Here is a 12,993-nt window from a genome sequence, read left to right as displayed (position 1 = left end):
CAGTGTGACCCAGAGAACCGATTCCGGCAAGTTCTGAGTCCGGGGCCGACCTGCGCGCGGCCCTCAGGGATTTCGTCAGGCCACCCTTGCCTTTCGCCGTGGGCGGCGCCGGCAAGCGCGGATCATGGCTGTGGTCAGGGCGTCACCCAGGCGCTGTTCTGGCGGGACGAGGTGACGCAGGCCGCGACGAAACGCATCCCCGCAACGCCGTCCTCAAGGCCGGGCAGCAGGGCAGGGGATACGCCCGTCCGCAGGGCTGCGGCGGCATCCGCATAGATATTGGCAAAGGCTTCCAGATAGCCTTCGGGGTGCCCGGCCGGAACGCGCGAGGCTGCCGCCGCGGTCTGGCCCGTGCCTGGCCCCATCCGCGTCAGAACCTGAGTCGGTTGACCATACGGGCTGTACCACAACGCATCCGGCCGCTGCTGATGCCATTCAAGGCCACCGGCGTCGCCGAAGATACGGATCGCCAGGCCGTTTTCGCGCCCGGGCGCGATCTGGCTGCACAGCAGCGTGCCCCGCACGCCGCCCGGATACCGCAACAGGACATGGGCGTTGTCGTCCAGCCTGCGGCCGGGCACGAAACTCTGGATGTCGGCGGCAAGACTTTCGACCGCCAGCCCGGTGACGAAGCCGGCCAGGTTGTGGGCGTGGGTGCCGATATCGCCAAGCGCGCCGCCCAGGCCCGCGCGGGCCGGATCGGATCGCCATTCGGCCTGCTTCACGCCCTGCGACTCGACCGCGTCGGTCAACCAGTCCTGAAGATATTCCACCTGCACAAGGCGCAGCGTTCCGATCTTTCCCTGCGTGACCATTTCACGCGCCTGCCGGACCAGCGGATATCCTGTATAATTATGCGTCAGAATGAACCGCGCGCGACTCGTCTGCGCGACGGCTACCAGCGCCTCGGCTTCGTCCAGCGTCGCGGTCAGCGGCTTGTCGCAGATGACATGAATGCCGCGCCTGAGGAATTCGATCGCGGCGGGGGCGTGGACATGATTGGGAGCCACGATCGACACCGCCTGGATGCCGTCGGCGCGGCTCGACTCGGCCTCCGCCATCTCGGCGAAATGACCGTAGCTGCGGCCGGGCTCCAGCCCCAGCTCGGCGGCGCTGTCTCGCGCCCGCCCCGGATCCGAGGCGAGAGCGCCGGCCACCAGCCGGAAATGCCCGTCCATTCGCGCGGCGATCCGATGCACCGCGCCGATGAAGCTGCCCTGGCCGCCGCCCACCATCCCAAGTCTGATCGGTTCCATGCCCCGCGCCCCTCGGATGCCGCGCTGCATCGCCTTATCGGCCCGCGGCGTTGTGGCAGACTAGGTCAAGATCCGCGGGATGCCCACCGAAGATGCGCGCCAGGACAGACGTTTCAAACCAGGGCCGCGATGCGAAACATCCACCCTGGCGGCGCCGCATTCATGCGGGCGCGCGCGCGACCGCGATCATTTCGACCCGCATGCCGGGGCGCGCAAGCGCGACACCTCCGGTAGCGCGGGCGGGGGGATTTGCGGGATCGACCCAACTGTCCCAGACCGCATTCATGCCCTGGAAGTCGGCCATGTCCGACAGCCAGACCTGCACCGAGGCTATATCGGCCTTGCTTCCGCCCAGCTCGGCCATCACGGCGTCGATCTCGGCCAGCACCTCGCGGGTCTGGACCGTGATGTCCGCGTCAAGCGTTGTCGGAATCTGTCCGGCGAGAAACACGATATCGCCGACGCGGACAGCCTCGCTCATGCGGGGGCCGGGGTTCAGTCTGTGCATGGTCATCTCGTTTCCTTCGATCAGTCGTTGTCACCAGTGACGGCTCCGGCGCCTGCGCGCGAAGCCTCGGACGCCGGTACTGTCGTACGCAGCGCAAGATCATTCAAACCCCTCAGGGTTTCCGAAGGCAGGAAAGGCAGATCGCCGGTCACGGGAACACGCTCCGTTGCTGGCTTGTGACGTTCCAGTTCGGCCGTGAGCGACGTTTCTGCCCCCAGGCGCGTCGCATCGCCTGCGATCTGCCCATCCGCCGTCAGGACAACCATGCCCCGTGGCCAGCGGAGGCAAAGGCTTTGTCGCCGCGCCGTCGCAACGGCCGAGAGGAAGGGCAGAAGCAGAAGCGGACAGCTGACCGGCCCCAACCGCAACGGCGCGTTTTCCATGGACGCTTGGGGCAGGGCCGCATGATCGCACAAGGTGCTGCCAAGCGCGATCGGACACAGACAGCCGCTGTCTTCCGCCGCGAACCGTCCCGGTGCGACAAGGGGGCATATCTCGTCCCATGGACGGCCATCCGCAAGCGTGAGCTGTGCCAGCAGGATCCCAGGTCCGTCCAGTCCGCGCGCAGCCAACCAGGCGGCGGCAAAGCCCGCCTCCTCGGCCAAGCCCCAGCTCATGCCCGCACCCCTGGCCGCCTTGAGGCAGAGTTGCTCGATCTCGTTCTGCGACAGGCATGCGTCCTTTCCGCCAGGCACGGGCGAGCCCGAGCGGGTCGGATCGTTGGGTTCCGCCTCGTGATCCTGGGCCGCGCTCATGCCCAGCCCCCCGGCGTCATGTCCGACGGATAGGGCATTCCCTGGAACAGGCTGATGCGCACCCATTTGTCGGATCTGGGATCAAAGCGGCTGGCGCCGAAGAAGGCCAGCTTGCAGCGCATCAGGTCGATCGGCAGGATTTCCGCGGCAATCAGGTTGTCACGAACCTCGGCATAGGGATGGTGGCCCAGGATCTGCGCCCGCCGCGCCATGAAGCGATGTTCGGGATGTGCCAGCAGGAACGCCGCCAGCGATGCGTCGCCGGGCCAATCCTTCAGCGCCGTGTGCAACTCGTGGGCCAACCGGGCGATGCAGAGCGGCTGCTCGAGGGACGCGCCATCCTCTTCGAACCGGTTGCCAAGGCGCGGTTCCAGTTTTTCCTCCGAGACATACCAGAACCGTGCCGCTTTGTCCGGCTGGTCGAAATCTATGGCCAGGGCCCAGTCGTAATGCTGTGCGAGGCTTGCCGAGAAATCGGCAACCGTGATCGTGCCGTCAAGGCGGAACCAGGCCTTTTCGTCGGCGGTCATGCAGTCGGAAAGCCCGTCGACAAGGTCGCCATGCGGCTCAAGCATCAGCGCCAGCAGCGCCTCTTGTCCTTCAAGCGACAGCTCTGCCTCGCCCCAACGCCACAGCCTGTCCCAAGGATGGTTCGACTGCGGTTCGGGCCAGTTCGCGATCCGGTCCGCAAGGCATGTCAGATCACGCCGCAGCGCGTCCAGCTTCGCGATCTGGATCGGATGGGTTGAATGCCATTGCCGGGCATTCTCGGTTGCCTCGGCAAGCGCCGCCTGAAACGCGGCCACGGCATCGGGACGCGCGGCATGCTGCGCCCGGACGCGCGCAAGGGCCTCTTCGCGCGCCATCATCCAGTTGTTCAACAGCACCGGATGGCGGACCAGGAAGGGGGCCATGCCGAGCCCGGTCGAATTGCCGACGCCCAGCATGCGCCTGATGGCAGGGTCCAGTCGCACGGCGCTCGCGCCACCGCGTGTGGCGGCCAGATGCTCGACGATATCCACGGTGAATTGCCGCGTCAGCCAGACCGAAAGCATCTCGGCCTGGAACGGCGCGCTGAGTTCAGGCCGATCCGCGATGTTGGCGCGATCGGCAGCGCCGAACTTGCCCGACCCATACACGGCGGTGGTGCGCATCAGATAGCCGACCGCCTCGACCTCGGCAGGGTCGGGCTGCATGCCGGCGGCAAGCCGTTCGATGACATGGGCGAACAGGCGCACGGAGCGGTTTGCCCGGCTGAGCGACAATTCGCGCGCGCTGATCCGCCCAGCTTCCTGCAATGGCACATTGGCCTGAAGCCGATCCAGATCATCGGCGTCCGGTTCGCCATCAAACAGCGTGAAGGTTGCATCCCACGCGGTGGCGATCACCCGGTCCGAACGCATTTCGGCGGGCAGATCATGGGCAAAGGCCACCAGGCAATAGGTCCGGACGGGTCCTGCGGCACGATAGACCGCCCGGCCCACGCCGCGCCCGTCGATGTCCCAGACCGGACGATCGAAGGTCCAGCCTTCGTCGCTTACCCGGCGAAGAAGGCTGCGCAGAAACGACAGTCGCGTGGGATGTGCGCTTCCCATCCGGTCAAGACGCATGACCTGCGATGGCGGACGGCGGAACGCTGCGGCTTCGGGAATCGGGTTGAGAGAAGCACAATCCATGTTGTCCTCGGTGATCCTTGCGACATGGCGGGGCGGCGATCGGGCCGCCCGCACCGAAAGCTTCGTGGTCAGGCCCGCTTGCCCAAATGCAAGGTGATCCGCAGCGCGTCCCAGAGTGACGGCAACAGCACCAGCGACACGGGAACCGCCGTGACGACAATGAAGCTTTGCAGCTTGCCGATCCCGCCCGCACCGGTCGAGATCAGGATCAGCGCCATGACACCCATCGCCACGCCCCAGAAGCTGCGCAGGAAGACCGAAGGATTGTCGTCGGACATCGACGTGGCGATAACAAAGCTCATCGAGTCGCTGGTCGTGGCGACGAAGATCATCGTCAGCACAAGGAAAAGCAGCGACAGCAGGAACCCCAGCGGAAGCGCTTGCGTGGTCGCCAGCAACCCGGCCGGAAGGTTGAACCCCTCGAACGGGCCCGAGATCACGCCCGGCGTCATCTGTTCCAGCGCGATGCCGGTTCCGCCGATGATCGTGAACCAGAAATTGGTGACCAGCGGGGCGATGATGGCCAGCATCACGATGATCGAGCGGATCGACCGGCCCCGGCTGACACGGGCGATGAAGATCGCCATCAGCGGGCCGTAACCCAGGAACCAGCCCCAGAAGAACACGGTCCACCAGCCCAGCCAGCCCGGCTCGCCAAACGCACCGGCGTCACCGCGAAACATCGCCATGTCGAAGAAATTCGACAGATAGACACCCATACCGCCCGCAAACCCGTCGAAGATGAAGAAGGTCGGCCCTGCCACCAGCATGAAGGCGACCAGGACAAAGGCCAGGATCACGTTGATCCTGGACAGAAGCTGAATGCCCCTGGACAGGCCCGTCACCGCCGAGATCGTGTAGAGGCTGGCCAGCGCAAGGATCACGATGGTCTGCGTGGCAAAGCTGTCGGGGATGCCGAACAGCGCATTCAATCCATAGGACATCTGCAGACCCAGGAAACCGATCGGTCCGACGGTCCCGGCAACCACCGCGATGATGCAGCAGGCATCCGCAATCAGCCCGATCGGGCCATTGATCGCCCGGTCGCCGAAAACGGGATAAAGCAGGGTGCGTGGGGCCAGCGGCAGTCCCTTGTCGTAGTGGTAATGCATCAGCATGACCGTGGTCAGCGCGCCAAGGATCGCCCAGGCCAGAAAGCCCCAGTGCAGATAGCTTTGCGCCAGTGCCGCATAGGCCTGTGCCGCCGGGTCGCCGCTCAGATCGCCGAACACGGGCGGCGTGGACAGGTAGTGGGCGATCGGCTCGCCCGCCGCCCAGAACACCCCGCCGCCGGCCAGCAGCGTGCACATGATCATGGAGCCCCACTGGAACAGCGTGAACTCTGGCGCCGCGATGTTGCCCAGCTTGACCCGGCTGCCCGGCAGCACGCACAGCACCAGGCCCATGAAGAAGGTCGCCAGAAGCAGGATCTGCCAGTAGAGGCCGAACCAGGTCGCGGCGAAATTGAACCCCTGGTCGACAAGGGCCGACAGCAGGTCGATGTCGAACAGCGCCAGCGCGCAGAACAACAGGATAAACCCGCCGGTTATTGCAAATAGAGGCTTGTCCACCCGGCGATCACGGGCAAAATTGCCGCCCGTTTCCGTAACGTCGCTCATTCATTGTCCTCCCCGACAAGATCATTCACCGACCCCGAAAGGTCGTCATTGCGCGGCGGCTTTCTGTTCGTTCACGCCTGAACGGGCAGGGCCGAAACTTTCCTCGAAGAACCGCAGCCAGTTGTTGCCCATGACTGCGGCCGCGTCCGCCTCGGCCATGCCCGTGGCGCGCAGGCCCGATGCGATCCGGCCGAAATCGCGATTGTCGCCGAACCACTCGGGCATCGCAGGAAAGCCCGGCGCTGACGCGCTGCCCTCGCCATAGTCCAGACGCTTGGTCCAGCGCCCGACGCGCATCCATTCGACGATGCTGTCGGGCTGGTCCTGGCAGAGGTCGGTTCCGATCCCGACATGGCCGACGCCCATCAGATCGACACTGCGCGCGATCATGTCGCAAAACGATTGCAGCGAGCAGCCGGAACCATCCTTCAGGTGATGCGGATAGACGGAAAAGCCCAGCATTCCGCCAGATTCGCCCAAGGCGCGCAGGACGGTGTCGGACTTGTTGCGCAACGCCGGGTGCCAGCTTGCGGGGTTGGCATGGGTAATGGCGATCGGGCGCGTCGAATACCGGATCGCATCAAGCGTGGACCGCTCGCCGGAATGGCTCATGTCCACGACCAGCCCGACACGGTTCATTTCGGCCACCACCTCGCGGCCCATGCGGGTCAGGCCCGTGTCCTCGGCCTCGTAGCATCCCGTGGCCAGCAGGGATTGGTTGTTGTAGGTCAGCTGCATGAAGCGCAGGCCCAGGCTGTGCAGGATCTCGACCAGTCCGATATCGTCCTCGATACAGGAGGGGTTCTGCGAGCCGAAGAAGATTGCAGTCCGGCCGGTCCTGCGAGCAAGCGCGACATCCGCCGCGGTGCGGCCCTGAAAGATCAGGTCGGGAAACTGCTCGAACCAGCGGTTCCATCGCTCGATATTCAGGACCGTCTCGCGGAACGTCTCGTGATAGGTGATGGTGACATGCACCGCGTCCACGCCGCCATCCCGCATCTGGCGGAAGATCTTTTCCGACCAGTTGGCATATTGCAGCCCGTCGATCAGCACGCTCATTCCGGTGTGCCGGCCGCCACATAGGCGGTCTTGACCACGGTGTAGAACTCGGCCGCATAGCGCCCCTGCTCGCGCGGCCCGAACGACGAGGCGCCACGCCCGCCGAACGGAACGTGATAATCCGTGCCCGCCGTGGGCAGGTTCACCATGACGCAGCCCGCGCGCATGCTGGCCCTGAAATGGCTGGCCCGAGCGAGGCTTCTGGTCATGATCCCGGCCGTCAGTCCGAACTCGCTGTCATTGGCGATGGAAAGCGCCTCGTCATAGCTTCCGGCCTTCATCACGCAGGTGATCGGCGCGAACATCTCTTCGCGGTTGATGCGCATGTCGTTGCGCGTGCCTGCGAAGACGGCCGGTGCCATGTAGTGGCCTTCGGTCGCGCGTTCCAGCGGCGTGCCGCCGCACAGAAGCTCGGCCCCCTCACCCTTGCCGATATCGACATAGCCCAGATTCTGCGCCAGTTGCTCTTTCGAGACGACAGGCCCCATCTGGGTGCCATCCTCCAGCGCATGTCCCACCTTCAGCGCCTGTGCCGCGGCGACAAGCTTCTCGACAAAGGCGTCGTGAACGGCTTCATGCACGATCAGCCGCGAGGCGGCGGTGCATTTCTGTCCGGTGCCGCCAAAGGCCGAGCCGGCGGCATGGGCGACGGCCAGATCCAGGTCGGCATCGTCCATGACGATCATCGGGTTCTTCGACCCCATCTCCAGCTGGACCTTGGTCATGTTCGCGATCGCCGAGGCGGCAATGCCGCGCCCGACCGGGACCGAGCCGGTAAAGCTGATCGCATCGACCTCGCGACTTTCGACCAGCCGCTGGCCGACCGCGCGGCCCGGACCCGTCACCAGGTTGAACAGCCCGGCCGGAATGTCCTGCCTGGCAATGATTTCGGTCAGGGCGACGGCGCTGGCGGGGGTCAGGTTCGCAGGCTTCCAGACAACGCCGTTGCCGAAGGCCAGTGCGGGCGCGATCTTCCAGGCCGGGGTCGCCACGGGAAAGTTCCAGGGCGAGATGATGGCGACGACGCCCAGTGGCTCGCGACGCACGTCGATCTCGATGCCGGGCCGCACGCTCTCGGCCAGGTCGCCCTGATTGCGCAGCACCTCGCCGGCAAAATAGGTAAAGAACTGTCCGGCGCGATAGACCTCGCCCTTGCCCTCGGCAAGCGGCTTGCCCTCTTCGCGTGAAACGATCTGCCCGATCTCTGCGGCGCGAGCCATCAGCTCGGTGCCGATCGCCATCAGCACATCGTGGCGCTTCTGGATCCCGGCGGCGACCCATGCCGGCTGAGCCCGGCGCGCGGCAGCAAGCGCCGCGTCCAGCTGGTCCGCGCTGGCTTGCCCATAGTGACCGATCAGGTCCGCGATGTCGGAAGGATTGCGGTTCTCGATGGTCGAGTTGCCAGCTTCCCAACGTCCGTCGATGTATAATCCGGTGTTCTGCACGATTGACCCTCATCCTTGCTGTAAACAAGACTAGCGGGTCACAGCGAATTCAGGCAATCTTGAAGTTCTTAACGTTATTTCAGGAAAAATGAAATGGCTATCAAGCTGGAGATGCTGCGCCTCTTTCGGATCGTCGCCGAGCAGGGCTCGCTTGGTGCGGCATCCTCGCTTGTCGGCCGCACCCCCTCGGCGATCTCCATGTCGCTGGCGCAGCTGGAGGCGGACATCGGCGCCCCTCTGTTCGAAACGGATCGAAAGAACCGGCTGACGCCACTGGGCCAACTCGTCCTGCTGGAAAGCGGGCGCGCAGCAGATGCATTCTCGCGCAGCGTCGAGGCCATTCGCCGCCACGCCGTCTCGACCGCAGGCACCGTTCGCATCGCGGCGGTGCCCTCGGCGGCGAATACGATCCTGCCCACGGCGATTGCCGCGTTCAGCCGCGTGCGACCCAATGTCAGGCTAGAGATCAGCGATGTGGACAGTGCCGCGGTCCGCCGGCGCGTCAAGACCGACGAAGCCGATATCGGGATCATGTCGGCCTCGGTCCTCGACCCATCGGACGGCCATGTCGTGCTTGAAGACGACCTTGGCATCGTCTGCCGCTCGGACGGCGCAATCGCGCGCGAGGCCGGGAACGGGGCAAAGCTTTCATGGGGCCTTCTTGAGCAGGAACCGCTGATCGCCAACCCCCTATGTCATCTTGTGCGACATCCCTGGATTCCGGACTTGCTGTCACGCTGCAACCTCGAAGCCCGGAATACGACTGCGCTTCTGTCCTTTGTGCGGGCCGGGCTGGGGGCTACGGTGCTTCCCGCAAGTGCGATGCAGCACCAGCCTGAAGACCTGACCTTCCTTCTGCCCCGCGATCCCGCCACACGCAGGCAACTGCGGATGATCCGCGACACGAACAGACATCTTGGGCCGGCGGCCGAGGCGTTCTGGACCTCGTTGCTGGAAATCGGGCGTCAGTCCGGGACGGGCTGACGCAAGATCCGAAGGAGTGAACCGGACGCCGAGATTTCTCCGGGCCCGCGGCGACGGCCGTCCGATTGCGGCCATGATCCGTCTGCCGAGCGCGGTGCAGTCGCTCGGGACGGCAATGCCGCATCGGAATTCGGCGACCTGTCGGCCAAAGTCCCGCGCCATGCACCGCCGGCCCGGCAGTTCCGGGCATTGCATCCCTGTCTCGGCCCGGCTTCGGCGGTGGCATCCGCTTCATCGTCGCCACCGGGCACGACCCAGACAGGCAGAGCCGGATCGGCGCAGCGGAGAGGCAGAAGCAAGAGCCCGGAGAAACCTTCACGGTCATGCCGCGAAAGGGGTGCCTGGAGGATCGTGCGGAATTGCGACCTTCACCCGCCGTTCAAGATGTCAGCGGAACGTCCTGGTCGAGGGATGAGATGGTGCTGCTTGAAAGAGAGAACTTGAACTCTCTTTTTGAGACCCTGCAAGAGTGGGAACGCCATCTCGCGTATTTAGACCTTGACGGTCTGGAGCGCGACCATGACGAACATAAGGAATAACTTCAACGGCTTAGCAGACTGGCGGCTTCCCGACGCGCCGGAGCCGGTGAAAGCGCCTGCTGCAACGCAAACAAGCGGGAAACCCAAGCCCTTCTCACTGCGCCTGAGCTTCGACGAACGGGCGCGGCTAGAACAGGATGCGTCCGGCATGGCACTCGGGGCGTATATCCGCGACCGGCTTTTCGGTGAGGATGCTGCGCCGCGCCAGACGCGCGGGCATTTTCCAGTCAAGGATTATGCGGCGCTCGGGCGCGTGCTAGCTGCTCTTGGCCAGTCACGCCTGTCCAGCAACCTCAACCAGCTCGCCAAGGCGGTGAACACAGGCTCGCTGCCCGTCACACCGGAAACCGAGGCCGATCTGCGGCAAGCCTGCAAGGACGTGCAGGCGATGCGGCGCGATCTGCTGATTGCGCTCGGCCTGCACGAAACGGGGTCAGGCTCGAAAGCCGGATGGGATTTGAAGCCATGATCCTCAAGGCCAAAGAGCGCGGCGGCGGAGCGCAACTCGCCCGTTACCTGCTTTCGATGCGGGACAATGATCATGTCGATCTGCACGAGGTTCGCGGCTTCGTCGGCGAGGACCTGCTCGACGCCTTTCGCGAAGTCGATGCCATCGCTAAAGGCACGCGCTGCGAAAATTACCTGTTCTCGGCCAGCCTCAACCCGCCTGGCGGCGAAACCGTCACAACCTCCGATTTCGAGAATGCCGCCGATGAGGTCGAGCGCAAGCTCGGCCTCGAAGGCCAGCCCCGCGCCATTGTGTTCCACGAGAAAGACGGACGGCGGCACGCGCATGTCGTCTGGTCGCGGATTGACGCAGAGCGGATGCGTGCGATCAACCTGCCGCATTACAAGATACGCCTGCGGGATGTGTCGCGCGAGCTATTCCGCAGCCATGGCTGGGAAATGCCGAAGGGGCTGCGCGAGTGGCGGGAGTGCGATCCGCTCGGCTACACGCGCGCGGAATGGCAGCAAGCGCGGCGCGTCGGGCTCGATCCGAAGCAGCTCAAGGCGCTGTTTCAGGAATGCTGGAACCGCTCGGACACCGGCACGGCCTTCGCCCAGGCCCTCAAGGAACGCGGCTTCATGCTGGCGCGTGGAGACCGGCGCGGCTTTGTCGCCGTCGATTATCGCGGCGAAGTCTATGCGGTGGCACGGCAGGCGGGCGTGAAGACCAAGGATGTTGCCACGCGGCTCGGTGATCCCGAAGCCTTCCCTTCGGTCGATGAAGCCCGCACCTACATCGCCGCCCGCATGTCGGAGCGCATCAAGGGCTTTATCCGGCAAGCGGAACTGGAAGCCGGACAGGGCCGGAAGGCGCTGGAAGCGGAACGCAACGAACTGGCCGCGCGACATCGGCAGGAACGGCAAACGCTCAAAGATACACACGAAAAGCGCTGGATAGCGGAAACCAAGGCGCGAGCAGCAAGGCTACCGCGCGGGTTCTCTGGCCTCTGGCATCGCCTGACCGGCAAATACAGCAAGATCAAACAGCGCAATGAGCGCGAAGCGTGGGCCGCCCTGCTGCGGGATCGCGCCGAGTGCGATGGCATGATTGCCAGCCAGCTCGACGAGCGCCGCGCTCTGCAAGAGCGGGTTCGGGAACGGCGCGAACGGCAGCAAGCCGATCTGCTTTTGCTGCGCGAGGATGTTGCCCGCTACCAGACCATGGCTTTGCCGGAACGCGAGTCAGAGCGTCCCGACCCGGAAACGCAACGCGAAGAACGCAAGGAACAACGCCGCCGCGACCGAACACGGGATCGCGGTTTTGAACGATAGAGAAAGGAGGCTCGAAATGAGCAAGCCCGACTGGATCACCTATGTCCCGCGCCGCGTCTATGATGCGGCGCGGCGGCTGGAAGCGGCCTGCGAGCGCTGCGGCTGCCCCTCACCGATTGGCGTGGCCGAATATCGCTCGGGTTTCCGGCCAACGCTGGCGGGGCGCGTCCTCTGGCGGCAGGTCTGGTGCTTTATGATGGAAGACCACAACGTCTCGGACATCTACGAGATTGCCTTTGTCGTCGTGGATGATCCGGAATTTGACTGCATCTATTCGACTACGCCAGATCGCTTGAACTAAATTTCTCGCAAAAAAGATACTGTTAAACCGTCTAACCGCTATCATTTCTTGAAACTCTGGAAGCTATTTCTTCAACTTCGTTTGCTTGATCCCTTAGACTCTTTTGCGCGACGCCGAGCAGCTCTTTTAGAACACCATCAGGGCATTCCCGACGGCCCTTAACCCAACCCCTCACCGTGTCGTGGGCAACGCCTAGAAGATCCGCAGCCTCCCGCTGCGTTAGGAGCGCGGCCTCCAATAAGACGTGAAAATCAGTTTTATCTTTTCCATTATCTTCTCTACTCATGTGCTGATCCTGCAAAGGTGCTACAAAAATAGCACTTAAACCTCAAATTATTCAAAATTATCACTCAGAATACCTTAGACTGACGCAAAATTTCCACCAAAAAAAATTAAACTGAGACGCACGCAAATAACTGTCTGCATGTTCCGTCTTTCGACGGCCCTTCCAGCATGGAAAGGGTTGAGTGCAACGAATTAGTTCTGAGGAGCTTCGGTCGTAGGCATTATTCGCTTTGGGCATGATGCGAGAGATAGAATCCTCCTCCTGCGCCCGCCCATCGACGCTTCCGGAAATCATGAATGTCAGAAAGGGCTGCACATACGGCCAAGGCGGTGTGCCTGCTCCACCTTGTTGCGCCCGAAGGTGTCCGATAGCAGCCGCTTCCTGCGCCTCCTGATCCCGAAAAGGCCCGAATTGGTCGGGTCGCAAACGGAAAAGGAGGATCACATGATCACGCTACTCACCATACACGAACTGCACGGCCTGACGGCCCAGGAACTCGGCGAACTGCATCAGCTTTTTTCGATGCTGTTGCTCGAAACCGAGCCTGACACGCCGGATCGCCGCAACATACTGGCGAGCCTCGAAAACATCGAACGCGCAATGGGCTATAAAGCCAGACCGGCGGCACGGTCGCGCTGCAAGCCCTGACGTGCCGCGCAGCCCGCCAGAGACGGCCTGCGCTCTGGCTGGCGTTCAAAGCGGCCAAGTAACCGGCCACAGAACCGGCCATCTTGACGGCCACAAACTTACTGACATCGACCTTAAACCCATGCTATGATTGATTAA

Annotated in this window: 13 protein-coding genes; 5 read left to right on the top strand and 8 right to left on the bottom strand. The window is 63.7% G+C overall.

Annotation, left to right across the window (positions count from 1 at the left end):
• Positions 1–134 precede the first annotated feature (134 nt).
• From L1965_RS00350 to L1965_RS00320, 7 genes are all read right to left on the bottom strand, one after another.
• Positions 135–1,256: a Gfo/Idh/MocA family protein gene (locus L1965_RS00350; RefSeq protein WP_235754422.1), complete on the bottom strand. Its 1,122-nt coding sequence runs from the start codon at positions 1,254–1,256 to the stop codon at positions 135–137.
• A gap of 160 nt (positions 1,257–1,416) precedes the next feature.
• The gene (locus L1965_RS00345; protein WP_235754421.1) at positions 1,417–1,770 is read right to left on the bottom strand and encodes a RidA family protein; all 354 of its coding nucleotides are present in this window, start codon (positions 1,768–1,770) and stop codon (positions 1,417–1,419) included.
• Between the two features lie 14 nt (positions 1,771–1,784).
• The gene (locus L1965_RS00340) at positions 1,785–2,519 is read right to left on the bottom strand and encodes a DUF3726 domain-containing protein (RefSeq protein WP_235754420.1); all 735 of its coding nucleotides are present in this window, start codon (positions 2,517–2,519) and stop codon (positions 1,785–1,787) included.
• Positions 2,516–4,195: a hypothetical protein gene (locus L1965_RS00335; RefSeq protein WP_235754419.1), complete on the bottom strand. Its 1,680-nt coding sequence runs from the start codon at positions 4,193–4,195 to the stop codon at positions 2,516–2,518. Before L1965_RS00335 ends, L1965_RS00340 begins: the two co-directional genes overlap by 4 nt.
• A 68-nt stretch (positions 4,196–4,263) precedes the next feature.
• Entirely contained in the window at positions 4,264–5,814 is a 1,551-nt protein-coding gene (locus tag L1965_RS00330) for a BCCT family transporter (protein ID WP_235754418.1), read from the bottom strand.
• Positions 5,815–5,859: 45 nt separating this feature from the next.
• A complete protein-coding gene (locus tag L1965_RS00325; RefSeq protein WP_235754417.1) occupies positions 5,860–6,873 on the bottom strand; it encodes a membrane dipeptidase in 1,014 nt (337 codons plus the stop codon).
• Complete coding sequence (locus L1965_RS00320; protein ID WP_235754416.1) at positions 6,870–8,318, bottom strand: aldehyde dehydrogenase family protein; 1,449 nt, start codon at positions 8,316–8,318, stop codon at positions 6,870–6,872. The genes L1965_RS00325 and L1965_RS00320 overlap by 4 nt, the downstream gene beginning before the upstream one ends.
• A 93-nt stretch (positions 8,319–8,411) precedes the next feature.
• Here L1965_RS00320 and L1965_RS00315 point away from each other — a divergent pair, with 93 nt between their 5' ends.
• The 4 genes from L1965_RS00315 to L1965_RS00295 all read left to right on the top strand — a co-directional run bounded on the left by L1965_RS00315 (position 8,412) and on the right by L1965_RS00295 (position 11,921).
• On the top strand, positions 8,412–9,302 hold the full coding sequence (locus L1965_RS00315; protein ID WP_235754415.1) for a LysR family transcriptional regulator: 891 nt from the start codon (positions 8,412–8,414) through the stop codon (positions 9,300–9,302).
• 519 nt (positions 9,303–9,821) lie between these two features.
• Positions 9,822–10,310 (top strand): hypothetical protein, encoded by a 489-nt coding sequence (locus L1965_RS00305; RefSeq protein ID WP_235754414.1) that lies wholly within the window; start codon positions 9,822–9,824, stop codon positions 10,308–10,310.
• Complete coding sequence (locus tag L1965_RS00300) at positions 10,307–11,620, top strand: relaxase/mobilization nuclease domain-containing protein (protein ID WP_235754413.1); 1,314 nt, start codon at positions 10,307–10,309, stop codon at positions 11,618–11,620. The genes L1965_RS00305 and L1965_RS00300 overlap by 4 nt, the downstream gene beginning before the upstream one ends.
• Before the next feature lie 16 nt (positions 11,621–11,636).
• Entirely contained in the window at positions 11,637–11,921 is a 285-nt protein-coding gene (locus L1965_RS00295; RefSeq protein ID WP_235754412.1) for a hypothetical protein, read from the top strand.
• Between the two features lie 31 nt (positions 11,922–11,952).
• Here L1965_RS00295 and L1965_RS00290 read toward each other — a convergent pair whose 3' ends face one another.
• Positions 11,953–12,207, bottom strand: coding sequence for a helix-turn-helix domain-containing protein (locus tag L1965_RS00290; protein ID WP_235754411.1), 255 nt, complete (start codon positions 12,205–12,207; stop codon positions 11,953–11,955).
• A gap of 444 nt (positions 12,208–12,651) precedes the next feature.
• Here L1965_RS00290 and L1965_RS00285 point away from each other — a divergent pair, with 444 nt between their 5' ends.
• Entirely contained in the window at positions 12,652–12,855 is a 204-nt protein-coding gene (locus L1965_RS00285) for a hypothetical protein (protein WP_235754410.1), read from the top strand.
• The last annotated feature ends 138 nt before the right edge of the window (positions 12,856–12,993 follow it).

The sequence above is a fragment of the Paracoccus salsus genome, assembly GCF_021556615.1.
In the GTDB taxonomy this organism is placed as follows: domain Bacteria; phylum Pseudomonadota; class Alphaproteobacteria; order Rhodobacterales; family Rhodobacteraceae; genus Paracoccus; species Paracoccus salsus.
Note: the sequence above shows the minus strand (reverse complement) of the source record. Positions and strands in the feature narration are given on the sequence as shown.

Coding starts and splice junctions, on each gene's coding strand:
- L1965_RS00300 (WP_235754413.1), top strand. CDS start 10,307: ATGATCCTCAAGGCCAAAGAGCGCGGCGGCGGAGCGCAACTCGCCCGT.
- L1965_RS00295 (WP_235754412.1), top strand. CDS start 11,637: ATGAGCAAGCCCGACTGGATCACCTATGTCCCGCGCCGCGTCTATGAT.
- L1965_RS00305 (WP_235754414.1), top strand. CDS start 9,822: ATGACGAACATAAGGAATAACTTCAACGGCTTAGCAGACTGGCGGCTT.
- L1965_RS00325 (WP_235754417.1), bottom strand. CDS start 6,873: ATGAGCGTGCTGATCGACGGGCTGCAATATGCCAACTGGTCGGAAAAG.
- L1965_RS00290 (WP_235754411.1), bottom strand. CDS start 12,207: ATGAGTAGAGAAGATAATGGAAAAGATAAAACTGATTTTCACGTCTTA.
- L1965_RS00335 (WP_235754419.1), bottom strand. CDS start 4,195: ATGGATTGTGCTTCTCTCAACCCGATTCCCGAAGCCGCAGCGTTCCGC.
- L1965_RS00340 (WP_235754420.1), bottom strand. CDS start 2,519: ATGAGCGCGGCCCAGGATCACGAGGCGGAACCCAACGATCCGACCCGC.
- L1965_RS00330 (WP_235754418.1), bottom strand. CDS start 5,814: ATGAGCGACGTTACGGAAACGGGCGGCAATTTTGCCCGTGATCGCCGG.
- L1965_RS00285 (WP_235754410.1), top strand. CDS start 12,652: ATGATCACGCTACTCACCATACACGAACTGCACGGCCTGACGGCCCAG.
- L1965_RS00350 (WP_235754422.1), bottom strand. CDS start 1,256: ATGGAACCGATCAGACTTGGGATGGTGGGCGGCGGCCAGGGCAGCTTC.
- L1965_RS00315 (WP_235754415.1), top strand. CDS start 8,412: ATGGCTATCAAGCTGGAGATGCTGCGCCTCTTTCGGATCGTCGCCGAG.
- L1965_RS00345 (WP_235754421.1), bottom strand. CDS start 1,770: ATGACCATGCACAGACTGAACCCCGGCCCCCGCATGAGCGAGGCTGTC.